The organism is Flavobacterium sp. 28YEA47A (assembly GCF_041262125.1).
In the GTDB taxonomy this organism is placed as follows: domain Bacteria; phylum Bacteroidota; class Bacteroidia; order Flavobacteriales; family Flavobacteriaceae; genus Flavobacterium.
The window spans coordinates 99441-123399 of the sequence record NZ_JBGCCI010000005.1; the positions used below are offsets into that span (position 1 = coordinate 99441).

Here is a 23959-nt window from a genome sequence, read left to right on the forward strand (position 1 = left end):
TTTTAATAACTCCTTATTTATGATTTATTAATGTTGCCTTAACATTAAAGGGATACATTTGCACCATTAAATAACAAATCTATGTCTTTAAACAGTATCTTCCAGTTTTTAGTTCCTAAAGATAAAAAGTTCTTCCCTCTTTTCGAACAAGCATCACAAAATTTAATCTTATTGGCAGAAACTTTGCACGAAGCGGTAAATGCACCAAAGTTAGAAAGAGAGAACTATTTCAGAAAAATTGAAGAGCTAGAAGCTATTATTGAGGAAATTACACATAAAACTCACTTAGAGCTAAGCAGAAACTTTATTACTCCATTTGATCGCGAAGATATTTTTGCTTTGGTAAAGTCAATGGATGATGTGGCGGATTATATGCACGGTGCTGCTAGTAGAATGCGTTTGTATCAGGTAGAAAAAATCACGAAATCGATTCGTAAATTAACAGAAATCAACTTGGAAGCCTGCCAGCATATTGGTGCGGCAATAAAAGAGTTGAAAGATTTGAAAAATCTTAAGGCTATTGCTGATGCCTGCAAAAAGATTAATAAGTTAGAAAGCAAGGCAGATAACGTTTTTGATAAAGCGGTTGCTGATATTTTTGAAAATGAGACTGATGCTAAAAATATCATCAAGTATAAAGAAGTTTTGTCTGCACTTGAATCAGCATCTGATAAATGTAAAAGCGTAGCAAACGTTCTTGAATCTGTGGTAGTTAAGCACTCCTAAATCATTTTTGACTCAACAATTTTATGGATTTTACAATATTAATTGTCATAATCGTTCTTGCATTAATCTTTGATTATATCAATGGTTTCCACGATGCAGCGAACGCGATTGCAACTATTGTTGCGACAAAAGTGCTTACTCCATTCCAGGCAGTTGTTTGGGCTGCGTTCTTTAACTTCTTGGCGTATTGGGTTTTTGGATTTGGTGTCGCTGATACCGTGGCAAAAACAGCCAATACGATGGAAATTAACCTGACGGTTATTTTAGCGGGAATCATAGCCGCAATATGTTGGAATTTATTGACCTGGTGGCTGGGAATTCCTTCCAGTTCTTCACATACTTTGATTGGTGGTTTTGCCGGAGCTGCAATTGCTCATGCCGGTTTTGATGTAGTTACCTGGTATAAAGCAGGAAGTGGTGGTGGAATGCCTTCTGGTGTAGTAATCATTATCGCCTTTATTGTCCTCGCACCCTTGCTTGGAGCACTGGCCTCGTATCTGATATCGATATGGCTTCTCAATTCATCTAAAAAAAGTATTTATCCTAAAATATTTACGGGTTCTTTGATGTTGGCTACAATTGTTTTTGTTGCCTTTCAGATGGTTCCTTACGAAAAAATCAAAAAGCCGCGTTTTGACTCCCATTTTTGGAGTGTTGTTTTTGAAGCACACAATATCAAGTGGTTTTTAGTAGCATTTATTATATTGTCTGTGAGTACATTCTGTTTATTCTTTAGCAGAATGAGCCATAGTAAATCAGAATCATGGTTAAAAAAGATGCAGCTTCTTTCATCTGCAGCCTTCAGTTTGGGACATGGTGGAAATGACTCGCAAAAAGTAATGGGTATTATTGCTGCGGCTGTAGCTGTTTATATCCACACTAATGGTCTTCCGCAGGAAAGTATGCCGGAATGGTTGAATGTGGTACTTCCTGATGAAACAGGAGATTTCCATATGCCTGCCTGGATTCCGCTTGCCTGTTATTCTGCGATAGCTGCCGGAACGTTGAGTGGTGGTTGGAAAATCGTTAAGACCATGGGATCAAAAATTACAAAAGTAACTTCATTTGAAGGAGTTGCTGCGGAAACTGCCGGAGCCTTGACTTTATATTTTACAGAGCATTTAAAAATACCGGTAAGTACAACGCATACGATTACGGGTTCGATAATCGGAGTTGGTTTGACAAAACGTGTTTCTGCAGTTCGTTGGGGAGTTACCGTTAGCCTGATTTGGGCATGGGTACTTACAATTCCAATTTCAGCAATTTTAGCAGCTTTGTTTTATTATCTGTTGAATTTATTCCTTTAAGAATATCATATAAAAACCACTGCTTGCAGTGGTTTTTTGTTTTTAGCAGATTCTTAACCTGATGTTGGAAACTAAATTATTATTTTTAATAAAAATAAAAATATGAAAACAAGAGACTTTATCATTCTTTCAATACTGGTAACCAATATGGCTATGGCACAACTTAAAAAGGTTGATTATAAAGATAATGCGCAAATTTTAAGCGGTTTTTCTGCCGTACCCAAAAAAGCATTAGCAAATAAGCCGGGAGTTCTTATTCTTCCTGCCTGGAAAGGCGTTGATGAACATTCTAAAGAAACAGCAACCAGGTTGGCTGATATGGGATATTATGCTTTTGTGGCAGATATTTACGGAGTAGACCAAAGACCAAAAGATGCAAAAGAAGCAAGTGCTAAGGCCGGATATTATAAAACAAATATTGAAGAATACCAGAATAGGATTTCACTCGCTTTGGCTGAATTGGTAAAACAAGGAGCTGATGCCGATAATATTGTGGTAATAGGATATTGTTTTGGAGGTACCGGCGCATTGGAAGCGGCACGAACTAATATGAGAATTAGGGGAGTGGTGTCATTTCACGGAGGTTTGAGCAGAGATGTTTCTCGTGAAATCGCAGCTATACAGCCAAAAGTTTTAGTACTGCATGGAGCTGATGATCCGTATGTTTCAGAAAAAGAAATTAAGGATTTCCAAAATGAAATGAGGACAGCCAAATCCGACTGGGAAATGAATTATTATGCCAATGCGGTTCATGCGTTTACTGAAAAAAGTGCCGGAAACGATAATTCAAAAGGAGCTGCCTATAATGAATTGGCAGATAAGCGTTCATGGGAAGCGATGAAGCTGTTTTTAAAGGAAGTCTTGAAGTAAGAAAGTAAGAATTATGGGAACTTTGCGGCTCTGCGTCTTTGCGAGCAATAATTTCACGCAGAGCCGCAGAGCCGCAAAGGTTAAAATGTATGAGTTTTATTGATGATGTGTGATTTCGGTTTCTTCCTGTTTGTAGATAATCGGCAGTGAGATAAAAAACGACGTACCCAATTCTTTACCCGGACTTTTTGCAAAAATTTGCCCCCTGTGTAATTCTACAAATGATTTACAGATCGATAATCCTAAACCGTTAGAGCTTTCTTTGCCTGTTGGTTTGGAACTCAATTTCGCGAATTTTTTAAAAAGCTTGTCTGCATCTTCGTCATTTAATCCTTGTCCCTGATCTTTAAACTCGATTTCTACAAAATCATCAATCTTTTTAGCGATAATCTTAATTGTAGTATTACTGTATGAATATTTGATAGCGTTGCTCAAAAGATTATGAAGCACGTCTGAAATTTTTGTCTTGTCGATATTGATTCTCGGAAGCGAATCTTCAATTGTCAATTCTATAATCTGGTTCTTTTTGTTGGCCAGTAATTCAAAATTATTGATTAATCGATCCAGCATTTCTTTCAAATCGGCTTCTTCTATAGAAAGTCGCTGTTCTTTTTCTTCATCCTCTGAAAGTTTGAGCAGATCGGTCAGTTTATTCTGGATGGTAGCGACACTATGCTTAATCATGTCGGTCATCTTTGGCATTTTTGAAGTGTCAAGTCGTAAGATGTCATTGGCAAGACTTATGGAGGCCAATGGGTTTTTGATTTCGTGCAAGGCTATGCCCATGAGTTCGTTCTGCGACTTAATAATCGTATTGTAGCGTAATCTGCTTTCTAATTTATTGATAACAATATCAGCAAGCGTCCTAAGCATATCCATTTGATGTTCCGTAACTTCTTTAGCAACACTGTCGATAACGCAAACTGTCCCGACAGAATGACCTTCAGGAGATTTCAAAGGTGCTCCTGCATAAAAACGTATGCCGTTTGGACTGCTGACAAAGCGATTTTCTAATAAATCCGGAATGGCATGGGTGTCGTTAAATACCGTGATTTTTTCATCGAGGATTGCCAACGAGCACAAGCTGTCTTCTCTGGAAACTTCAGTTGCCTGAAAATCACCAATGTTTGCCTTGAAGTAAACGCGATGTTCATCAACAAAAGTTACAAAAGCATTTTTGGTATTGAATATCTGGGAAGCTAATAAGGCAATTTTGTCAAAGGTATCCTCAGAATGCGTATCAAGAACTTGATAATCATAGAGTTTTTGAAGCCTTAGGGCTTCGTTGTTTGGAATATAGGAAATGGGTTTATTGTAATTCATGTCATTTTCTCAGATCGGGATCTAAAAATTAATTTTAGATTTAAGAATCTTAGATAAAGATAGGACATCTGTTTGTAGAAATTGTTACACTAAAGCCAGAATTTCTTAAAAAAATATTAAAAACAAGGAAATGCAAAAACGCGAATTATAGCTCATAGCCAATAAATTAGCTTCTTGAGGTATAATCCGCGTTTTATTTTTTAATATGACTATTCTTCTTCTTTTTGTCCCATCATCATCAAAAATGATTTCAGGAACTCATCGATTTCACCATTCATTACAGATTCCACATCGCTGGTTTCGTATTCCGTCCTTACGTCTTTTACAAGTTTATACGGATGCATGACGTAGTTTCGTATTTGTGAACCCCATTCGATTTTCATTTTTTTGGCTTCAATCTCGTCACGCAGCGCTTGCTTCTTCTTTAATTCAATTTCGTACAATTGCGATTTCAGCAACTGCATGGCTTTGGTCTTATTATCCAACTGAGAACGGGTTTCTGAATTCTCAATAATAATACCTGTCGGATGGTGACGAAGTCGTACGGCAGTTTCTACCTTATTGACGTTCTGTCCACCGGCACCGCTCGAACGCATGGTTTCCCATGAAATATCGGCAGGATTAATTTCAATTTCAATCGTATCGTCTGCCAAAGGATATACATATACTGAAGCAAAAGAAGTATGGCGTTTTCCATTACTGTCAAAAGGAGAAATCCTTACCAGTCGATGTACACCATTTTCGCCTTTTAAATAACCAAAAGAATAATCGCCTTCAAACTCGAGTGTTACGGTCTTGATTCCGGCAACCTCGCCAGCCTGGAAGTTTAATTCTTTGATTTTATAGCCATTCTTTTCGCCCCACATCATGTACATACGCATTAGCATCTGTGCCCAGTCGCAACTTTCTGTTCCACCGGCTCCTGCTGTAATCTGTAAGACGGCACTCAAAGAGTCACCTTCGTCAGATAACATATTTTTGAATTCGATGTTTTCGATATGCGTATTGGCCAGATTGTACTGTTCGTCCAGTTCTTCGGCTGTCATTTCGCCTTCCCTGTAAAACTCATAAGCTAATTGCAATTCATCGGCAAGAGAAACCGCTTTGTCATAATCTTCAACCCATTTTTTTTTGGATCTCAGCATTTTAACGTGAGCTTCGGCTTCTTTTGGATTGTTCCAAAAGTCTGGAGCTAATGTTTTTTCTTCTTCGTTGGCAATTTCAATTAATTTCTTATCGACGTCAAAGATACCTCCTTAACGCACCAAGGCGCTCCACAATACCTTTAATTTGTTCGGTAGTTGTCATAAATTTTATATTTTTATACCCACAAAAATAAGGTATACTTTTGATATTATGGAAATAAATTTAGTAAGCGATACGGTAACAAAACCGACAAATGAAATGCTACAGCAGATGTTTCGTTCAAAAGTAGGTGATGATGTATATAAGCAAGATCCGACTGTCAATGAATTGGAAGAGATGGTCGCCAGTATATTTGGGATGGAAGCCGCTCTTTTTTTTCCTTCGGGGACTATGGCAAATCAAACGGCAATAAAATTACATACCAATCCGGGTGAGCAGATAATCTGCGACAAATGGTCACATATTTTTCATTATGAAGGAGGAGGAGCCTCATTTAATAGTGGTGTTTCCTGCTGTTTGGTGGATGGGAAACGCGGTATGATTACGGCAGAACAAGTGGTCGAATCTATCAATCCTCCGGCTTTTTACCATAGTCCGCTAACCAGTCTGGTAAGCATAGAAAACACGACAAACAAGGGTGGGGGAGCCTGTTATGAAATAGAAGAACTCGCCAGGATAAAAGAAGTTTGCAAAGAAAATAACCTGAAATACCATTTGGATGGCGCCCGTTTGTGGAATGCCTTAGTGGCAAAAAGACAAAATCCAAAACATTTTGGAGAATTGTTCGACACAATTTCCGTTTGCCTGTCAAAAGGACTAGGAGCACCGGTAGGTTCGGTACTGTTAGGCGATAAAGAAACGATGGATCGCGCCTTAAGAATCAGAAAAATATTTGGCGGGGGAATGCGTCAGGCAGGTTATTTGGCTGGAGCTGGAATTTATGCTTTAAAACATAATGTCAGCCGTTTGCAGGAGGACCACAATAAGGCAAAAGAACTAGCCTACATACTTAAACAATTACCTTGGGTAGAAAGCGTTGAACCTGTGGAAACCAATATCTTGATATTTGCTGTAAAACCACAGTATAATGAAGATATAGTAATTGAAAAATTAAAACAGAAAAATATCTTTATCAGCTCGTTAGGCAAAGGCAAACTCAGAATTGTTACGCATTTAGACTATAGAGATGTCATGCATACTTATGTTATCGAAACGCTGCAAAAACTAACTTTTTAGCAGTAGGCTGTAGGCTTTAAGCTGTATGCAATCGCATACAGCTTAAAGCCTATAGCTTAAACTATTTAAACATATCCATACCCGGAATATTAGGCATGCCGTCTTTTGCTACGGCACCTAATTCTGCTTCGTTTACCGCAGTAGCTTTTTGGATAGCTTTGTTCATAACTAAGACAAGATAGTCTTCAAGCTGTTCTCTGTCTTCTAATAAACTGTCATCGATATCGATTGACTTTACTGTACGGTTAGCCGTAAGCGTAACTTTCAAAAGCCCGTCATTGCTTTGCTCGTCAATTAAAACAGAATCAAGTCTTTTTTTAGTTTCTTCTATTTTTTGCTGGGTTTCTTTTAGTTTGCCCATCATACCCATTATGTCTCCAAACATTGTTGATAATTTTTATGATTTGTAATTGCTAAATTATTAAATTGCATAGTTATATTCAAGGGAGAATTAGATGAAAAATAAATTAATTTTATGTTGCCTTTGTATTATTTTTGCAACTTCATATTCGCAAAATACATTTCGTAAGATGTCAATAACAATACCCCCACCAACAGCAAAAAAAATACCTAAAACGCTAGAAAAGCATGGCGACAAAAGAATGGACGACTATTTTTGGTTAAATGACAGACAAAACAAAGATGTCATTGACTATTTGAATAGTGAAAATCAATACTATGAGGAGATGACTGCTCATACTAAAGGTTTAAAAAGTTTGCTGTTTGAGGAAATGAAAGGCAGAGTTAAAGAAGATGATTCTTCTGTACCTTATTTTCTTAATGGCTATTGGTATATGACACGCTTTGAAACGGGCAAGGATTATCCAATCTATTCCAGAAAAAAAGGTAGTCTTGCTGCTAAGGAAGAAATTCTTTTCGATTGTAATGAATTAGCAAAAGGACATACTTATTTCCATTTAGGAGGACTGAGTATTAGTCCGGATAATAAATATGCTTCTTTTGGGCAAGATATTATAGGAAGAAGAATTTACACGATTCAGGTAAAAAATCTCCAAACAGGTAAGCTGTTGGCTGATAAAATAGAAAATACAACAGGTAGTTCGACCTGGGCTAATGATAATAAAACCTTGTTTTATACCCAGCAAGACAAACAAACCTTGCGTTCTGATAAAATTTTTAAGCATAAACTGGGCGGAAAGCAATCGCAAGATGTTTTGATTTATGATGAAATAGATGATACGTTTAATGTTTCTGTAAGTAAAGAAAAATCAAAAAAATATATCGTAATCAGTTCTTCAAGTACTTTGACGACTGAATTCAGAACATTATTAGCAGATGATCCGGATGGGGAATTTAAGGTTTTCCAGCCAAGAGTGAGAGGAATGGAATACAGTATTGCTCATTATGGCGATAGTTTTTACATTCTGACTAATAAAGACAATGCAACCAATTTTAAATTGATGAAAACACCTGAAAAAGCGACTTCTCAAGAGAATTGGAAAGATTTGATTCCGCATCGCGAAGATGTGCTGTTGGAAGATATTGAAATTTTTAAAGATTATTTGGTTATTGGAGAACGTTCCAACGGATTAAACAAGATAAGGATTATGCCTTGGAATGGAAAAGGAGAGTATTACCTTCCGTTTGATAGTGAAACCTACACTGCCAATATTTCCACAAATCCGGACTTCGATACACAGATTTTACGATACAGCTATCAATCGCTTGGAACTCCATCTTCTGTAGTCGATTTCAATATGAAGACTAAAGAGAAAGAAGTTAAGAAGGAGCAAGAGGTTCTGGGAGGAAAATTTGATAAGAAAAATTATGTAGAAGAAAGAGTTTGGACAACTGCACAAGACGGCACTAAAATTCCTATTTCTATGATTTATAGAAAAGGAATGAAAAAAGATGGCAAAAATCCATTGCTGTTATATGCTTACGGTTCTTATGGTGCTACTATGGACCCTTATTTTTCATCTACCAGATTGTCACTATTAGATAGAGGATTTATTTATGCTATTGCCCATATTCGCGGTGGTGAAGATATGGGAAGATTATGGTATGAAAATGGCAAGCTGCTTCACAAAAAAAATACCTTTACAGATTTTGTAGATTGTTCAAAATTTGTAATCAAAGAAAAATTTACTAGTCCTGAACATCTTTATGCTGAAGGCGGTTCTGCGGGTGGATTGTTAATGGGAGCTGTTGTAAACATGGCACCTGAATTATATCATGGTGTTATCGCACAGGTTCCTTTTGTAGATGTTGTGACAACCATGTTGGATGATACCATTCCGCTTACTACCGGAGAATATGATGAGTGGGGAAATCCAAACGAGAAAGAATATTACGATTATATGAAATCTTATTCGCCTTATGATAATGTCAAAGCGCAGAATTACCCAAATATGTATGTATCAACCGGACTTCATGATTCTCAGGTGCAATATTGGGAACCGGCCAAATGGGTTGCCAAATTGAGAGCATTGAAGACCGACAAAAATTTGTTATTCCTTGATACTAACATGGATGCGGGGCACGGAGGCGCATCAGGTAGGTTTGAAGCATTGAAAGAATTAGCTAAGGAATTTAGTTTTTTGTTAGATTTAGAAGGAATTGAAAACTAATTAGATTTTTTTTGTTAAATTTGCAAGGATTTGAGGTCAATAAAAAGTCAATGAGTTGCCTTGATTAACTATTTTTTTATGAAAGAAGAAATAAAAGCTTATAATAACGTATTGGAATTAATAGGTAACACCCCACTTATTAAGCTCAATAAAGTCACAGAAAATATAGAAGGTAATTTCTACGCAAAAGTAGAAGCTTTTAATCCAGGGCACTCCACTAAAGATAGAATTGCATTATACATTATAGAGGAAGCTGAAAGACAGGGGATTTTGTCGCCAGGTGATACAATAATTGAGACGACATCAGGAAATACGGGATTCAGCATTGCAATGGTGAGCATTATAAAAGGCTACAACTGTATTTTGGCAGTAAGTTCGAAATCATCGAGAGATAAAATAGATATGCTGAGAAGTATGGGAGCTAAGGTGTATGTTTGCCCTGCCCACGTTTCAGCAGACGATGAAAGATCCTACTACAACGTTGCAAAAAGACTTCACGAAGAAACAAAAGGGTCAGTTTACATCAACCAATATTTCAACCAACTAAATATTGATGCTCATTACAAAACAACCGGGCCTGAAATCTGGGAGCAAACCAACGGAAAAATTACGCATTTAATTGCCTGCAGCGGAACTGGAGGAACTATCTCAGGAGCTGCAAAATTTCTTAAAGAAAAAAATCCAAACATTAGAATATTAGGAGTTGATGCTTTTGGTTCTGTATTGAAAAAATACCACGAGACAAAAGAATTTGATGCTAATGAAATCTACCCATACAGAATTGAAGGCTTGGGAAAAAATTTAATCCCTACTGCAACCGACTTTGATTCTATTGATAAATTCATAAAAGTAACCGACGAAGAGAGTGCACATGCTACAAGAGAAATAGCCAAAAAAGAAGGCTTGTTTGTAGGATATACTTCGGGAGCTGTTCTTCAGGCGATCAAACAATATGCTGAAGAAGGCGAATTTGATAAAGACAGCAACGTAATTGCTATTTTCCCTGATCACGGTTCAAGATACATGAGTAAAGTATTTAGCGATGACTGGATGAACGAACAAGGGTTCTTCGACAGCGTTAATGTTGAAGAAGCACAGAAAATAGAATTCATAAAATAACCAATTTTATAAAGCATAAAAAAACTCCAGAAATATCTGGAGTTTTTTATTTTGAATAGTTCAAAGATTAGCCTTTGGTTACTTTTCCTGAACCGCTGATGTTTTTCTTGATAGATGGGTCGCCTTTATATTTTACGCTTCCTGAACCCTGGATATTGGCAGAAAGATCTTTTGTTGTATTTGTTTTGACATAGCCAGAACCAGATATGCTAACATCTGTAGCTACCGAAGTAAAATCAGAAGCATCTAAACTACCAGAACCATGAATGCTTCCTGAAAGGACATTCGCTTTTCCGTCCAGTTCTATTTGTCCGGAACCGTTGATTTCAGCCTTAGCTATGCCGGTATTTAGATTCAGTTCAATTTTTCCAGACCCGTCCACTTTTACAGAAGCTGATTCAGCGTCTACTTTATCTAAGTCAATTTTACCGGAACCGCTTACAGAAGCAACAAAATTACTAGATTTGATAGCAGCATCAGATTTGATACTTCCAGAACCAGATATGCTTACTTCATCTAATTGTTTGAAAGGAACTGTTATGGTCACGCTTCCATTAAAGCTTATTTTTTTTGATCCTCCAGAATAGATTTTCAATGTGTTTCCTTTTACTTCTGTCACTAGATTTTTTAGAGCAGCTTCATCACCTACAACAGTAAGCGTATTCGTGTTGCCAGAAACTAGGATGATTTTTGAAGAACCTTTGGATTCAATTTTAGAAAAAGTACCAACAGTTCTGCTTTCTGTTTTGGTTTGGGAATTTGCTACTGCTATAAAGAATAAACCGAATAGCAATAAGAATTGTGTTTTTTTCATGATGATATATTTTAATGATTGAAATGTAAATTTAAAGAATATCCTATAAATAAAAAAACTCCTGAATTTTCAGGAGTTTTTAGGTGAAAATATAATTCTGCGATTATTCTTCCATTGTATGATAAACGTTTTGAACGTCATCATCCTCTTCGATTTTTTCCAATAGTTTTTCCACGTCAGCGACTTGATCTTCCGTAAGTTTTTTAGTTACCTGCGGAATTCTTTCAAATCCGGAAGAAAGAATTTCAATACCTCTGTTTTCCAATTCTTTTTGGATAGCACCAAAACTCTCAAAAGGAGCATAAATCAAAATGCCGTCTTCATCGGCAAAAATTTCTTCTGCACCAAAATCGATGAATTCCAATTCCATTTCTTCAATATCGATACCCTCTGCAGGAATTCTGAAGTTGCAGGTATGGTCAAACATAAATTCTACGGAGCCTTGGGTTCCCATAGTTCCATTACATTTGTTGAAATAACTTCTGATGTTGGCTACAGTCCTGTTATTATTGTCTGTTGCTGTCTCAATAAGAATTGCAATTCCGTGTGGAGCATAGCCTTCAAACAATACCTCTTTATAATTTGCCGTGTCTTTGTCGGTTGCTTTTTTAATAGCTCTTTCGACATTGTCTTTCGGCATATTTACAGCTTTGGCATTTTGCATGACAGCTCTTAATCTTGAATTCGATTCAGGATTAGGGCCGCCTTCCTTAACCGCCATTACGATATCTTTTCCAATTCTTGTAAATGCTTTAGCCATTGCTGACCAGCGCTTCATTTTTCTATTTTTTCTGAACTCAAACGCTCTTCCCATTTCTAAATTTTTTTATACGTTGCAAAAATAAGTTTTATCCTTTTTTATTTCAAATCTATTTTAATCTTTTGGAACATGTTTTGAAATAAATTGTTCTCCGGTTTGTTCCCATTCCATATTAACGGCAACTTTGTTCTGGTAAAATAATGAATTCAGCTTATTATATTCGCTGATTTCATTATTTACGGACTTCACGAGATTATTGAGATTATCAATTTCCTGCTTTGTTCTGTGTTTTTCCGGTTTTTTCTCCAAAGCCTCTTTAGTGTCTTCCAACTGTTGATTCAGCATCAGAAACGAAATTACTTTTGGAGTCAGCTCGATAGCTTCTTTTTTGTAAAATTCAAGCGCTTTTTTAGTAGCAGTGATTAAACTCGCATCTTTATTAAAAGGTGCTGTTGTTTTTAATTTTTCAAGACCTTCATTGGCATATAATTCTAATGAAGAAGCCTGTTGTTGTATGGCATTCAGGTCTTTTTGTTCAATCGATTTCATTAAATTGATATCGGTTACATTCGCTTTGAAAAAAATAAGGAATATTTCCGTATGGTATTTGAATACGGCATTGGAAGCCCTCATTTTTTTACTCAAGTCAGAATTATTATCGGTAATCTGGATATTGTATTTTTTTCCAAAAAGTTTCTGGTTCGTATTGAGTTTTTCGACTTCATCATTGATTTTTTCGTTAACCAGGTCACGGGCCATGATATAGGCTTCCATGAAATCATAAGACTCTTCAGCAACTTCCTGCATATCAATGATTTTCTCGTATTCGTCATTGATGTATTTTTCCGAAATGGACAAATAGGACAGGAACTGGTCACGGTATTCCGTATCGCCTCTATAGCCATTTTTTAGTCCGCCTATTTTTTTGGAAGCATTCTGTATTGATTTGAGCAAAGTCTTTCGGGATGCATCAATTTTTCTGGCACTTTTACTATGGGCGACAGCTTTTGTATAATTCCACGTATTTCTTGAAATGACAGCAGATCCTTTTCCTATGAAGTTCAGATAGTCAATTGGCGTTTTAAAACCCTGAGATTTGGCTATGGTTACAATAAATAAGGTGAAAATGGCGAAGATTATTTTTTTCATGGAAAGGCTAGTCTTTTTTCGAAGCATAGTAATCGGAAATTATGTTGATGCCTTCCATGACATAAGTATTCGTCTTTAAATCCTTAATTCGGTATTCACTGATGCTTTTTTGGAATTCGTCAAATTTTAAAATTTCCTTTTCGTAAGAGGTATTTGCAATTTCAAAATTAGCAGGTGTCTCGACAAGTTTTTTTACAGTATCAAAAACCGTATCAATACTGTGTACATCTTTGAATATACTTTCAAAATTGAGCAATATTGGGTCTTTTGGAGAATTATAAATGGAATTGATTTTAGTGTTCAGGGCGTTTATTTCTTTAAAATAAGCATTGTTGCTGATTCTTTTTTTGCTTTGTGCAATTAAGATTTCAAAATCGCCTCTTGAATAAGGAATGAATTTGGCTTTTGTAGAAATGACATCATTTTTTAATGCAGTTTTGCTGCTCTTTTCTCTTGAAATGATGCCATCATATAGGGTAGGAATTGCTACATCGGGAACAACTCCGGTTAGCTGGTGGCTCTTTCCTGTAATTCTATAGAATTTCTCAATCGTTAGTTTCACAAAATCCTGTTCATTCCCATTTTCAATTGGAAGAATTTGCTGCATAGAAGCTTTGCCTAATGTAGTGGCACCTATAATAATTGCTCTGTTGTAATCTTGCATTACAGAAGCAAAAAACTCGCTTGCAGAAGCAGAATTTCCATTCACAAGTACAACGATTGGGCCACTGTACACCAAACCGCGATTGAAATCCTTGATGATTTTTTGTTCTTTTTTATTATTGACTAAAACCGATATAGGCCCGGCATCGATAAACATTCCCGAAAGTTTTATGGCTTCTTCCATAGAACCGCCGCCATCATCTTGCAAATCCAATATCAGTCCTTCTACATTGTCTTTTTTTAGCTTTAAAATTTCTTTGGCAACATCATCTGAGATCCCTTGCACCGTATTTCTGTCAAAATCGGTATAAAAGCTAGGAATATTAATATATCCGATACGAGTACCACCTTTTGATACAATATAGCTGTAGGCCGCATGATCGTCGGCCTTCATTATTTTTTTCTGTAGCGTGACATCATAGAGTGTCCCGTTTTTCTTTTTAAGAGAAAGCGTAATTTCTTTATGCGTATCTGAAAAGATGATACTTCCAATGGTTTCCAGCGAACTGCAGGAAACAAGAAGTTCTTCACCTTTTTTAGGAGATACTTTGATTACCTGATCTCCTTTTTCAATGATTTCGGTTCGTGCAGCGGGGCCACCCGGAACGATTTCCTGAACAATTAATTCTTCGTTCTCATTCAGGCTGACATACATTCCCAATGAAAGATTGTCGGTTGAAAGCTCCGAAAGGAAAGATGATTTGGTGTCGTATGAAAAGTAGGAGGTATGCGGATCGAAATAGGAACAGAAGATAGAATAAAAGCTGCTTCTGATATTCTTTTCAATACCTTCTTTAGAATCCAATCGGTTGGTAATTCTGCATAAGGCAGTTTCAAAAATCTTTTCTCTTGATTTTTTTTCTATGCTTGCAAAGTTCTGCTTTAGGGAATCATAGTTTTTACTGGTTTTGGCAATATCTTCCAAAATATCAAAACGCAGTCTTTTTGCAAATACCTTTTCAACATCTTCAGCTTTTACGTAAAAAGGAAAATTCTTTTTTGTAAAGCGAATAGTGTCGTTTGTATTGTAATCCAGTTTTTCCTTTTGCAATTTTTCGATAGCCAGTTTGCTTCTTTCTAAAGCTGCTTTGTATGTTTTGGCGAAATCTTCGAAAAAGGAACAGTCGTTACTGGCAATATAATCATCAAATTTGAACTTGTACTTTGACAGGTAATCATATTCTGTTTTCAGAAAGATGTTTTTGTCAGTATCTAATTCATTCATCAATGCTTCAAAAACATAAACCGATAGACTATCATCTACCGGTTTAGGATTGAAATGCTCACGTTGTATGAGCTTGTTTATTTTTATAAGAACATCGCAGGATTTACCACTATCTTGTGAATAAGATGTAAAAGTAACAAGCAGTAAAAACAGCAAAATTCTATTCATATATTTTTATTTTTTATAAAAAGGCAATTTAACAACTTTTGCCGGAACATCATTTTTTCTAATGCGAATAAAAATTTCACTATCTACTCCGGAAAATTCTGTTGTAACATAACCCAGTCCAATTCCTTTATTCAAAGATGGTGCCATAGTTCCAGAAGTAACTACTCCAATGATGTTTCCATCCTTATCAACAATTTCATAATCGTGACGAGGAATTCCTCTTTCTGTCAGCTCAAAACCTACAAGCTTTCTTAAAGCTCCTGCTTCTTTTTGTTTTAACAGGTTTTCAGAATTGGTAAATTCTTTATTGAATTTTGTAATCCAACCCAACCCGGCTTCAATAGGAGAAGTAGTATCGTTAATGTCGTTTCCATAAAGACAGAAACCCATTTCCAGACGAAGCGTATCTCTTGCTGCTAATCCGATAGGTTTGATACCAAAAGATTTTCCAGCTTCAAATACTTTATTCCAGATTTGTTCAATACTGTCGTTTTTTGCATAGATTTCAAAACCACCAGAACCGGTATAGCCAGTTGCAGAGATAATCACATCAGGTACGCCAGCGAAATCTGCCACTTCAAAGTGGTAGTATTTTATTGCTGCAAGATCAACAGAAGTCAAAGATTGCATCGCTTCTACAGCTTTTGGACCTTGAATGGCTAATAGAGAATAATCATCAGAAATATTTCTCATTTCTGCACCAACATCATTCTTTGTCGAAATCCAATTCCAGTCCTTCTCGATATTTGAAGCATTTACAACCAATAAATACTGGTCTTCTTTCATTTTATAAACAATCAAATCGTCTACAATACCGCCATTTTCGTTTGGAAGACAAGAATATTGCGCTTTGCCCACTGTTAATGTAGAAGCATCATTTGTGGTTACTTTTTGGATTAAAGCCAAGGCATTTGGACCTGAAATCAGAAATTCCCCCATGTGCGAAACATCAAAAACTCCAACTCCGTTGCGGACAGTTTCGTGTTCAATAGTTACTCCTTCATATTGTACTGGCATATTGTATCCTGCAAAAGGAACCATTTTAGCTCCAAGACCTTCGTGAACATGCGTAAGCGCGGTATTTTTCATTTGTGCTGTGTATAAAAATTAAAGTTGCTAATTTATTGTTTTTTTTGCAGTTTCAAAGGCGAAACGTACTGATTTTTTAGGAATATTATACTCTAAACGAGGCACAACCTGCATGGTTTTTTTTATATTTGAAAACAATCCAAAAAATTATGAAATTAAGCATCAGAAGAATAGGAATTCTTTTTTATATACTTTTTTCCATACAGTTGTATGCGCAGAAACAGGTTGCCATTACAATTGATGATGTTCCAAACACTTGGAGATTCCAAAAGGATGGATTTCAGTCTTTATTATTGAAAAAACTGGATTCATTGCAGTTACCGATTGCCATTTTTATCAATGAACAAAAGATATATGAAGTAGATTCGGTCATAAAAAATTTCCGTCTTTTAGATGATTGGGTAAAGCGAAAGTATATCACTTTAGGAAACCATACTTTTAAACATTCGTCCTATTCTGATGTAGGTTTTACGGATTTTACCAATGATATTGATAAAGGAGAAGCTATTACCTGGGAACTGGCAAAAAGATATGGAAAGCCCTTGAAATATTTTCGTTTTCCGTATAATAATTTGGGTAAAGACAGCTTGCAGCATAAAGAAATTGAGCAGTATCTGACAAAGAAAGCCTATCGAATTGCACCTTTCACTGTAGAAAGTGAGGATTGGGTTTTTGGTGATGTATATGAATACTATCTTGCCAAAAATGATATTGCCAATGCCAGAAGTATCGGAGAGAAATATGTTAAGAAAACTATTGAATTTTTCGAGTTTTTTGAAACGCAGGCAACACAGCAATACAAAAGATCTATCTCTCAGATTTATCTATGCCACGACAATGCGCTGAATGCAGAGTATTTACCTAAAATTGTAAAATTGCTAAAAGCAAAAGGCTATTCATTTGTGAGTCTTGATGAAGCATTACAAGATCCTATGTACCAGCTGAAAGATAATTATTATAAATCATGGGGAGTTTCCTGGTTTTACAGATTGATGAAATCTCAAACAGAAGCAGCTGCTATTATGCAAAAAGAACCAAACAATGATGAAATAGAAAAGCGGTATAATGATATCACAAAAGATTAAGTCCAATAAAAAATCCCGATTATAGATAATCGGGATTTTTTGTGAGGGCTGACCGAAAAATTATTTTTGGTCGATATATGTTTTGTTTCCGTTTTTGTTGATATAATATTTCCCGCCTTTAGGCCCGGTATACACTTTTTTACCGTTGTAATATTCGCCGGAAGCCTTATCTTTTATATCGGCAGTAGCTTTTTTAGTTTCAACTTTTGCATCTGCTTTTGCTTTAGCAACATCTGCTTTTGCTTCTGTTTTTGTTACCGCGACTTTTTCTTTCGCTTTTGCAGTTTCAACTTTTGCATCCGCTTTTTTCTTAGCTACGTCCGCTTTCGCTTCTGTTTTTGACACTACAGCCTTTTCTTTGGCTTTAGTCACATCTTTCTTAGCAGATTCTTCTGCTTTTTTTGCTTTTGCGTCAGCCTTATCAACAGCTTTTTTGCTGTCTGCTTTAGCTTGGGCTACTTCAGCTTTCGCTTTCTTTTTCGCTGTTGTTTCCTGAGCGTTCATGTAGCCGGAAAATAACAAAGCAATACCTAAAACAATTAATTTTTTCATACTTTGTGTTTTTTAATTTGAATTAAAATTAGTAAATTAATTAATACAAATGAATAGATTTGTAATACAAATTAAACATTTCAAATCATTATGAGATTTCTACAGCTAATAGTGTGCCTAATTATTGTTTCGTCTTGCAAAAATCCTCAGGAGGTGGTATATAGTGATGCTTTATTATCAAGCAATCGCAAATATATTGACGAAAATGCTGCGATTTTGGAAGCAGCAAAAGCCAACATCAGCGATACTGCTTTTGTAAGTCTGAAAGATTACGGAAAGGATTTCTTTTATGACATGAAATATGCCACAGAAAATAATTTCTTAAAAACAAAAGTATACGATTGCCCTGAGTGCTATCTCCGGTTTAAGACGGTAAAAGCTTTGATCAAGGCAAATCAGGATTTTTTAAAACTAGGATATAAAATTAAGATATATGATTGCTACAGACCTTTGGATGTGCAGAAGAAGATGTGGGCTATAACACCAAATCCAACCTATGTAGCTGATCCTGCCACAGGTTCCATACATAATAGAGGAGGGGCTGTAGATATAACACTAACGGATTATAGCGGCAATGAGATCGATATGGGAACAGGATTTGACCATTTTGGTCCGGAAGCATCACACGATTATAAAAATATTTCGGCGGAAGCTATAGCCAATAGAAAGCTATTAAAGAACATAATGCTAAAAAACGGATTCCGATCATTTGCGTCAGAATGGTGGCACTATAACCTTATGAATGCTTCGACTTTACCAATATCTAATTTTACATGGGATTGCAAGAACTAGTCTAGTTCAGGCATTTGAGATGGTCGATAAAGAAATTTTCAGGATATGATTTCTCTCCGTTTAACTCAGAAACAAGTTCTCTTTTCATAATATAATCGACAGTTTCTGTAGCATATTTTATACGGATCAGAGAAATTGGTGATTTTTCCAATTCTTCCATTGTATTTTTCATAAATAAGAATTTCCCTGTAGAAATTCGGATATTGGAACTTTGGGCTTCATCACGAATCATAGAACCGCAACTTCCTTCGTCAGCAATCAACATGGTAATTATTTTGCCATTTGCCAATTGCAGATATACTCTTGAGTTTTTGTCAAAGCAATAGGTTTTGATAAAATCTTTGCTTTTTTGAATGAATTGGAAATTCAGCAATGGAGTTTCGTTAGCATTAATTAATGAGAAAAAGATATAACTGGAAGTGCCGGCAAAATTTTTCTCATAAACGATTTTTTGCACTGTTTCTTTATAACTACCTATAGAATCTGTAAAATTGGAACTGTATTCACATTTTTTCTGGGCATGAAGTCCCATTTGGAGCATTAAAAAAGTAAGTAAAAGCAATCGTTTCATTCTTGTGTTTTTATTTTGTTGCAAAGTAATACTATTTTATCATTATTCATATTGGTAGTAAAAAAACAATAAAGGTTTCCTCCGTCGCTTATTTTCCACTTTTTTCGAATGTTCTCTACGGTTTCCGGAAAATTTCGTACGGTTATGTTTGCTTTTTTATTCTGAAGCGATTGCTTCATTTCGGCTTTGCCGTATTTTATCACTTCTTCTATTTGAAATACTCTTCCCGGAAAATCAAGTAATTCGTCAGAAGTGTAAAGATGCGAATGCGGATGAAGTTTGTCTAATTTGAATGTGGTGCTTACCGTTTCAAAAAAACCGGATTTCATTATGGAACTGTTGGGTTCGTAAAGATATTTTTTAGGTAATCCGTAAAAGGCACCTTCGTTTTCACCTAATATAAAATCCAGTTTTTCAACTTTTTCTTTGGTGTTATTTAGTGTAATAATTTTAGTATTACCTGTGTATCCTTTTGAAATTTCCCAAAGCAACTCTTTAACTTCGTTTTCAATAGCTACAATATGGATTGCCTTGACATTGGTAAGTTCGGTTAATCCGGCGGCAATATCCAGAATTGGAGCCGTTTTTATCAGCAGATTGTCAGAATATCCAAAGTAAAATTCTTGCAGTTCAGGGACATTTGGCAGGCAGTCTTTTAAAAGAAAAACTTTTCCCTTTGCGTCATTTCGTCTTGAGGGATCAATATAAATCCAGTCAAATTTCCGATTCAGTTTTTGTAGTATTTCAGAACTATCGCCTGCAAAGCATTCAATGTTGTTAGCATGTAGTAATTTAAAATTATGACTTGCAATTTCAGATAATTCAGCATTCATTTCACAATGCACAATCGATTCTATTTTTTTTGAAAAATAGTAGCTATCAATTCCAAAACCTCCGGTCAGATCAATAAGGCTTTTTCCGGAAACAATCTCCGCTTTGTAAGAAGCCGTCTCTTCTGAAGAAGTCTGTTCTATTGATAATTTTGTCGGATAAACTATATTTTTGGTTGCATACCAGGTTGGAATCTTCTGTTCTGCCTTGCTTTTTGCTGCAATTTGGTTTAACAGCACGGCAAAGTCGATTTCAGGAAACGGATTTTTTTGAAAAGCCAGCTTTGAAATATCTTTTCGGATATTGGCTTCTATAAAATCCTGGATTTCGGGTTTTAGAATTTCAGAGATCAAATGTGTCGGGTTAAAACTTTTACGATAGGATTCTGTGGGAAAAACTCTTTGGCAACTACTTTTACAATAGTATAAAGAGGAACAGCCACTATCATTCCCAATACTCCAAAAATAAAACCGCTGGCCAGAATTACAACAAAAATCTCTAAAGGATGTGAATTGACACTGTTTGAGAATATTAATGGAGTTGTGATGTTGTTATCGATAATTTGGGCAATGGTATAACCAATCAATACATATAATGTGGTTGATAGCATTTCGCCTTGCGATTCAGGGTCCATATGGCCAAGCATCGTTAGTATGGCAACCAGTATAGTAGCGATAAGTGGGCCAATGTAAGGTATGATATTTAATATGGCGGTAATAAAGGCGATGATAAATGCATTCTCTACGCCAAAAATCAGCAATACTATCAAATAACAAATGAATAGGGCGGTTACTTGTCCAATAAGTCCGATAAAATAGCGGCTTAGGAGATGGTTTATTTTCCGGAAAGAATTCAGGATTTTGTCTTCGTGTTCGTTTGGAAGTATCTTTTTTGCATTGATGATAAACAGCTTCTGGTCTTTCAAAAAGAAAAAAGTAATAAAAATCACGGAACCTATAGCAACTCCAACATTCCCCAGTATTGAGACTAAAGAGTTTATGAAATTAGGAATAAAGTTCAGATTCAGTTTAGAGGAAAGATCAGATTGCTTGACCATACTTTCGATATCAATATTATGGTCTGAAAAATAACCTTTCAGCCTTTCCGTCAAATCAACCAGATCGGTTTCAAGTCGGGCGGTGTCCAATAAAGAAAGGTTTTCTCCCTGAGAAACAATCAGTGGGACAAACATCATGATAAAGCCAGCCAAAAGCAATATAAAAAACAAGAGAGTTACTATAACAGCTACAATATGGTTGAATTTCAGTCTTTTTTCCAGGAATTTGACTATCGGATTTCCAATCATGCTTACAATTAAGGCGATGAACAGGAAAAGAATAACGGACTGGATTTTAAATAAAAGAAACAGCAAGAGCAAAATTCCGGTTATTATTGCCAAAGCACGTAATATTCCGTTAGCAATCGTTTTTGAGGTCACCATATCCTTAAATTTTTTTAGAATCTAAATTTAGTCAAAAAATCGAAGTTTTTCTAAAAATAAACTTCCGTGTCTAGTTATTAAAAATATAGTAAATAATATTCGCTCCCATTTTTAGTGCTTTTTCACGAACTTCTTTAGGGTCATTGTGCACTTCCTGATCTTCCCAGCCATCGCCCAAATCCGTTTCGTAGGTATACATAAGTGCCAACCTATTGTCTATAAAAATTCCAAATGCTTGTGGTCTTTTATTATCATGCTCATGGATTTTTGGGATTCCGGCAGGAAATGAAAAAGGTTTTTGGAATATAGGATGGTTTGCTGGAATTTCAACAAGGGCATTATTTGGGAAAACTCTTTTTAATTCCCTACGAATATATTCGTCCATTCCGTAGTTGTCGTCTATATGGAGAAATCCGCCAGAAGTGAGGTAGTTTCTCAAATTGACTATTTCAGAATCGCTAAATACGACATTTCCGTGACCGGTCATGTGCACAAACGGATAGGAGAACAGGTCAGGGCTTCCCGGTTCGACCGTGGCGGGTTTTGTCGCAATTCGGGTATTGATATTCTGGTTACAGAACTTAATCAGGTTGGGCAAAGAAGTCGGGTTTGCATACCAGTCACCGCCGCCATTGTATTTTAACAAGGCAATTTCCTGTGATTGAGCAGCAAAGGAAAAGCAGAACAAGAATGCTAAATATATTTTTTTCATAATCACAACCGGATTTATTTTTCGTTTATAAAAACAACGCTATGGCAGGCAACGACAGCGGCAGTTTCAGTCCTTAACCGCGTATTTCCTAAAGTTACCGGAATATAGTTATTCTCCATTGCCAATTTGATTTCTTTTTCAGAAAAATCGCCTTCAGGACCAATCAAAATGGTTACATCCTGATTAGGTTTCACTGTTTCTTTTAATGATTTTTTCTGTGTTTCCTCACAATGGGCGATGAGTTTTAGGCTTTCATTTTTTTGCTGCTTTATAAAATCCTTAAACGAAACAGGTTTGTTTAATTTTGGAAGATAATAATGCAACGACTGTTTCATCGCGGATAATATAATCTTGTCAAAACGGTCTGTCTTGACAATTTTTCTTTCAGAATGTTCACAGATAATGGGTGTGATTTCGCTGATACCTATTTCGGTTGCTTTTTCTAAAAACCATTCAAAACGGTCGTTCATTTTTGTTGGAGCAACGGCTAAGTGAAGTTGGTAATTAGTGGCTTCTCCTTTTTCTGAAGCAATAATTTTTACCAAACATTTTGAGTCTGAAGCTAATGCAATTTCTGTTTTAAATAAAAAACCTAACCCATTGGTTACGTATAAATTATCACCTTCTTTTTTTCGTAATACTTTAACTATATGTTTGCTCTCTTCCTTATCAAAAAAAAAGGTTTCAGTATCAGCAGTGATGGTTGGATTGTAAAATAATTGCATAATTAAAACTGGATTCTGGCTTTGGAAACGACTGAATTATCTTCAAATTTTTCAGCAAGATATTTATGATATCCGACAATTCCAATCATAGCGGCATTATCAGTAGTATATTCAAATTTTGGAATGAATGTTTTCCAGCCGTATTTTGCTTCTGCTTCTTTTAAAGTCTGTCGGATTCCGGAATTGGCAGAAACGCCACCTCCAATAGCAATCTGATTAATACCGGTTTGCTTCGTTGCCAGTTTTAATTTATCCATCAGGATTTCGATGATGGTATACTGTATGGAAGCACAAATGTCATTCAGATTTTCTTGAATGAAATTTGGGTTTATCGCCACATTCTTTTGGATGAAATACAAGATGGCAGTTTTTAATCCGCTGAAACTAAAATCAAGTCCGGGAACTTTTGGTTTTGTAAACGAAAAGGCTTTTGGATTTCCCAATTTGGCATATTTATCAACCAAAGGCCCGCCGGGATAGGGAAGTCCCAGTATTTTGGCACTCTTATCAAAAGCTTCGCCCACAGCATCATCTGTCGTTTCTCCAATGATTTCCATATCAAAGAAATCATTAACCTTCACAATCTGTGTATGTCCACCGCTGATTGTCAGTGCCAGAAAAGGAAATTCGGGCTTATCAAATCCTTCTTCATCAATAAAATGGGCCAAGATATGGGCATGCATATGGTTAACCGCTATCAATGGGATTTTTAAGGCCAACGATAAAGATTTGGCAAAGGAACTGCCCACTAACAGTGATCCCATAAGGCCGGGACCTTGCGTAAAAGCTATTGCATTTAACTGATTTTTGTCGATATTTGCTTTGCGAATGGCCATTTCAATAACGGGAACGATATTTTGCTGGTGAGCTCTCGAAGCAAGTTCAGGAACGACACCACCATATTCGCCGTGAATGCTCTGATTTGCAACAACATTCGACAGGACTTTGTCGTCTTGCAGAATAGCTGCTGCTGTATCGTCGCAGGAACTTTCAATAGCTAATATAAAAAGAGAGTTATTTCCCATAAAAGGGCACGGATTTTGAATTATATTTGACAAAAATAA

23 protein-coding genes are annotated in these 23959 nt (G+C 36.1%); 8 read left to right on the forward strand and 15 right to left on the reverse strand.

Going from position 1 to position 23959, the window contains the following annotated elements; translation table 11 throughout:
* Nucleotides 1-81: 81 nt before the first annotated feature.
* The 3 genes from ABH942_RS08580 to ABH942_RS08590 all read left to right on the forward strand — a co-directional run bounded on the left by ABH942_RS08580 (nt 82) and on the right by ABH942_RS08590 (nt 2903).
* Nucleotides 82-726: a DUF47 domain-containing protein gene (locus ABH942_RS08580; protein WP_140000167.1), complete on the forward strand. Its 645-nt coding sequence runs from the start codon at nt 82-84 to the stop codon at nt 724-726.
* A 23-nt stretch (nt 727-749) separates the two neighbouring features.
* On the forward strand, nt 750-2033 hold the full coding sequence (locus tag ABH942_RS08585; RefSeq protein WP_370031060.1) for an anion permease: 1284 nt from the start codon (nt 750-752) through the stop codon (nt 2031-2033).
* 102 nt (nt 2034-2135) lie between these two features.
* Nucleotides 2136-2903, forward strand: coding sequence for a dienelactone hydrolase family protein (locus tag ABH942_RS08590; protein ID WP_370031062.1), 768 nt, complete (start codon nt 2136-2138; stop codon nt 2901-2903).
* A gap of 96 nt (nt 2904-2999) precedes the next feature.
* On the opposite strand, the gene ABH942_RS08595 is transcribed toward ABH942_RS08590, so the two are convergent.
* Together ABH942_RS08595 and prfB are read right to left on the reverse strand one after the other, a co-directional pair.
* On the reverse strand, nt 3000-4226 hold the full coding sequence (locus ABH942_RS08595) for an ATP-binding protein (protein WP_370031064.1): 1227 nt from the start codon (nt 4224-4226) through the stop codon (nt 3000-3002).
* A 209-nt stretch (nt 4227-4435) separates the two neighbouring features.
* Nucleotides 4436-5534, reverse strand: a protein-coding gene (gene prfB, locus ABH942_RS08600; RefSeq protein WP_370031066.1) for a peptide chain release factor 2 whose coding sequence is annotated in 2 segments (ribosomal slippage) — nt 4436-5470 and nt 5472-5534 — 1098 coding nt in all. Because the reading frame shifts where the segments join, the coding sequence is not laid out codon by codon here.
* 48 nt (nt 5535-5582) lie between these two features.
* Between prfB and ABH942_RS08605 the strand changes: the two genes are divergently transcribed.
* Nucleotides 5583-6608 (forward strand): low specificity L-threonine aldolase, encoded by a 1026-nt coding sequence (locus ABH942_RS08605; RefSeq protein WP_370031068.1) that lies wholly within the window; start codon nt 5583-5585, stop codon nt 6606-6608.
* 61 nt (nt 6609-6669) lie between these two features.
* Here the strand turns inward: ABH942_RS08605 and ABH942_RS08610 are convergent, their stop codons facing one another.
* Nucleotides 6670-6993 carry a YbaB/EbfC family nucleoid-associated protein gene (locus tag ABH942_RS08610; protein WP_370031070.1) on the reverse strand — a complete coding sequence of 108 codons (324 nt, stop codon included), beginning with the start codon at nt 6991-6993 and terminating at the stop codon, nt 6670-6672.
* A gap of 145 nt (nt 6994-7138) precedes the next feature.
* Here ABH942_RS08610 and ABH942_RS08615 point away from each other — a divergent pair, with 145 nt between their 5' ends.
* Together ABH942_RS08615 and ABH942_RS08620 are read left to right on the forward strand one after the other, a co-directional pair.
* Complete coding sequence (locus ABH942_RS08615; RefSeq protein ID WP_370031072.1) at nt 7139-9199, forward strand: S9 family peptidase; 2061 nt, start codon at nt 7139-7141, stop codon at nt 9197-9199.
* Nucleotides 9200-9277: 78 nt separating this feature from the next.
* Nucleotides 9278-10318 (forward strand): PLP-dependent cysteine synthase family protein, encoded by a 1041-nt coding sequence (locus ABH942_RS08620; RefSeq protein WP_370031074.1) that lies wholly within the window; start codon nt 9278-9280, stop codon nt 10316-10318.
* Between the two features lie 67 nt (nt 10319-10385).
* On the opposite strand, the gene ABH942_RS08625 is transcribed toward ABH942_RS08620, so the two are convergent.
* The 5 genes from ABH942_RS08625 to gcvT form a co-directional block, all read right to left on the reverse strand.
* Nucleotides 10386-11132, reverse strand: a complete 747-nt coding sequence (locus tag ABH942_RS08625) for a head GIN domain-containing protein (protein WP_370031076.1) — start codon at nt 11130-11132, stop codon at nt 10386-10388.
* 103 nt (nt 11133-11235) lie between these two features.
* Nucleotides 11236-11946: a YebC/PmpR family DNA-binding transcriptional regulator gene (locus ABH942_RS08630; RefSeq protein WP_370031078.1), complete on the reverse strand. Its 711-nt coding sequence runs from the start codon at nt 11944-11946 to the stop codon at nt 11236-11238.
* 60 nt (nt 11947-12006) lie between these two features.
* The gene (locus ABH942_RS08635; protein ID WP_370031080.1) at nt 12007-13041 is read right to left on the reverse strand and encodes a hypothetical protein; all 1035 of its coding nucleotides are present in this window, start codon (nt 13039-13041) and stop codon (nt 12007-12009) included.
* 7 nt (nt 13042-13048) lie between these two features.
* Nucleotides 13049-15097 carry a S41 family peptidase gene (locus tag ABH942_RS08640; RefSeq protein ID WP_370031081.1) on the reverse strand — a complete coding sequence of 683 codons (2049 nt, stop codon included), beginning with the start codon at nt 15095-15097 and terminating at the stop codon, nt 13049-13051.
* 6 nt (nt 15098-15103) lie between these two features.
* Nucleotides 15104-16186 (reverse strand): glycine cleavage system aminomethyltransferase GcvT, encoded by a 1083-nt coding sequence (gene gcvT / locus ABH942_RS08645; RefSeq protein WP_370031083.1) that lies wholly within the window; start codon nt 16184-16186, stop codon nt 15104-15106.
* 149 nt (nt 16187-16335) lie between these two features.
* Here gcvT and ABH942_RS08650 point away from each other — a divergent pair, with 149 nt between their 5' ends.
* A complete protein-coding gene (locus tag ABH942_RS08650) occupies nt 16336-17271 on the forward strand; it encodes a polysaccharide deacetylase family protein (protein ID WP_370031085.1) in 936 nt (311 codons plus the stop codon).
* 60 nt (nt 17272-17331) lie between these two features.
* Here ABH942_RS08650 and ABH942_RS08655 read toward each other — a convergent pair whose 3' ends face one another.
* Nucleotides 17332-17823 (reverse strand): hypothetical protein, encoded by a 492-nt coding sequence (locus ABH942_RS08655; RefSeq protein ID WP_370031087.1) that lies wholly within the window; start codon nt 17821-17823, stop codon nt 17332-17334.
* 90 nt (nt 17824-17913) lie between these two features.
* Between ABH942_RS08655 and ABH942_RS08660 the strand changes: the two genes are divergently transcribed.
* A complete protein-coding gene (locus tag ABH942_RS08660) occupies nt 17914-18615 on the forward strand; it encodes a M15 family metallopeptidase (protein WP_370031089.1) in 702 nt (233 codons plus the stop codon).
* 1 nt (nt 18616) lies between these two features.
* Here ABH942_RS08660 and ABH942_RS08665 read toward each other — a convergent pair whose 3' ends face one another.
* The 6 genes from ABH942_RS08665 to tsaD all read right to left on the reverse strand — a co-directional run bounded on the left by ABH942_RS08665 (nt 18617) and on the right by tsaD (nt 23920).
* Nucleotides 18617-19186 carry a hypothetical protein gene (locus tag ABH942_RS08665; protein WP_370031091.1) on the reverse strand — a complete coding sequence of 190 codons (570 nt, stop codon included), beginning with the start codon at nt 19184-19186 and terminating at the stop codon, nt 18617-18619.
* Entirely contained in the window at nt 19183-20370 is a 1188-nt protein-coding gene (locus ABH942_RS08670) for a class I SAM-dependent methyltransferase (protein WP_370031093.1), read from the reverse strand. Before ABH942_RS08670 ends, ABH942_RS08665 begins: the two co-directional genes overlap by 4 nt.
* Nucleotides 20367-21458 carry an AI-2E family transporter gene (locus ABH942_RS08675; protein WP_370031095.1) on the reverse strand — a complete coding sequence of 364 codons (1092 nt, stop codon included), beginning with the start codon at nt 21456-21458 and terminating at the stop codon, nt 20367-20369. Before ABH942_RS08675 ends, ABH942_RS08670 begins: the two co-directional genes overlap by 4 nt.
* Before the next feature lie 70 nt (nt 21459-21528).
* Nucleotides 21529-22170 carry a DUF4159 domain-containing protein gene (locus tag ABH942_RS08680; protein WP_370031097.1) on the reverse strand — a complete coding sequence of 214 codons (642 nt, stop codon included), beginning with the start codon at nt 22168-22170 and terminating at the stop codon, nt 21529-21531.
* A 14-nt stretch (nt 22171-22184) separates the two neighbouring features.
* Nucleotides 22185-22895 carry a 16S rRNA (uracil(1498)-N(3))-methyltransferase gene (locus ABH942_RS08685; RefSeq protein ID WP_370031099.1) on the reverse strand — a complete coding sequence of 237 codons (711 nt, stop codon included), beginning with the start codon at nt 22893-22895 and terminating at the stop codon, nt 22185-22187.
* A gap of 2 nt (nt 22896-22897) precedes the next feature.
* A complete protein-coding gene (gene tsaD, locus ABH942_RS08690) occupies nt 22898-23920 on the reverse strand; it encodes a tRNA (adenosine(37)-N6)-threonylcarbamoyltransferase complex transferase subunit TsaD (protein WP_370031101.1) in 1023 nt (340 codons plus the stop codon).
* Nucleotides 23921-23959: the final 39 nt, after the last annotated feature.

Bases quoted from the DNA above. Each gene is read 5' to 3' on its own strand.
- ABH942_RS08580 (WP_140000167.1), top strand. From the start codon at position 82: ATGTCTTTAAACAGTATCTTCCAGTTTTTAGTTCCTAAAGATAAAAAG.
- ABH942_RS08585 (WP_370031060.1), top strand. From the start codon at position 750: ATGGATTTTACAATATTAATTGTCATAATCGTTCTTGCATTAATCTTT.
- ABH942_RS08590 (WP_370031062.1), top strand. From the start codon at position 2,136: ATGAAAACAAGAGACTTTATCATTCTTTCAATACTGGTAACCAATATG.
- ABH942_RS08595 (WP_370031064.1), bottom strand. From the start codon at position 4,226: ATGAATTACAATAAACCCATTTCCTATATTCCAAACAACGAAGCCCTA.
- ABH942_RS08605 (WP_370031068.1), top strand. From the start codon at position 5,583: ATGGAAATAAATTTAGTAAGCGATACGGTAACAAAACCGACAAATGAA.
- ABH942_RS08610 (WP_370031070.1), bottom strand. From the start codon at position 6,993: ATGTTTGGAGACATAATGGGTATGATGGGCAAACTAAAAGAAACCCAG.
- ABH942_RS08615 (WP_370031072.1), top strand. From the start codon at position 7,139: ATGTCAATAACAATACCCCCACCAACAGCAAAAAAAATACCTAAAACG.
- ABH942_RS08620 (WP_370031074.1), top strand. From the start codon at position 9,278: ATGAAAGAAGAAATAAAAGCTTATAATAACGTATTGGAATTAATAGGT.
- ABH942_RS08625 (WP_370031076.1), bottom strand. From the start codon at position 11,132: ATGAAAAAAACACAATTCTTATTGCTATTCGGTTTATTCTTTATAGCA.
- ABH942_RS08630 (WP_370031078.1), bottom strand. From the start codon at position 11,946: ATGGGAAGAGCGTTTGAGTTCAGAAAAAATAGAAAAATGAAGCGCTGG.
- ABH942_RS08635 (WP_370031080.1), bottom strand. From the start codon at position 13,041: ATGAAAAAAATAATCTTCGCCATTTTCACCTTATTTATTGTAACCATA.
- ABH942_RS08640 (WP_370031081.1), bottom strand. From the start codon at position 15,097: ATGAATAGAATTTTGCTGTTTTTACTGCTTGTTACTTTTACATCTTAT.
- gcvT (WP_370031083.1), bottom strand. From the start codon at position 16,186: ATGAAAAATACCGCGCTTACGCATGTTCACGAAGGTCTTGGAGCTAAA.
- ABH942_RS08650 (WP_370031085.1), top strand. From the start codon at position 16,336: ATGAAATTAAGCATCAGAAGAATAGGAATTCTTTTTTATATACTTTTT.
- ABH942_RS08655 (WP_370031087.1), bottom strand. From the start codon at position 17,823: ATGAAAAAATTAATTGTTTTAGGTATTGCTTTGTTATTTTCCGGCTAC.
- ABH942_RS08660 (WP_370031089.1), top strand. From the start codon at position 17,914: ATGAGATTTCTACAGCTAATAGTGTGCCTAATTATTGTTTCGTCTTGC.
- ABH942_RS08665 (WP_370031091.1), bottom strand. From the start codon at position 19,186: ATGAAACGATTGCTTTTACTTACTTTTTTAATGCTCCAAATGGGACTT.
- ABH942_RS08675 (WP_370031095.1), bottom strand. From the start codon at position 21,458: ATGGTGACCTCAAAAACGATTGCTAACGGAATATTACGTGCTTTGGCA.
- ABH942_RS08680 (WP_370031097.1), bottom strand. From the start codon at position 22,170: ATGAAAAAAATATATTTAGCATTCTTGTTCTGCTTTTCCTTTGCTGCT.
- ABH942_RS08685 (WP_370031099.1), bottom strand. From the start codon at position 22,895: ATGCAATTATTTTACAATCCAACCATCACTGCTGATACTGAAACCTTT.
- tsaD (WP_370031101.1), bottom strand. From the start codon at position 23,920: ATGGGAAATAACTCTCTTTTTATATTAGCTATTGAAAGTTCCTGCGAC.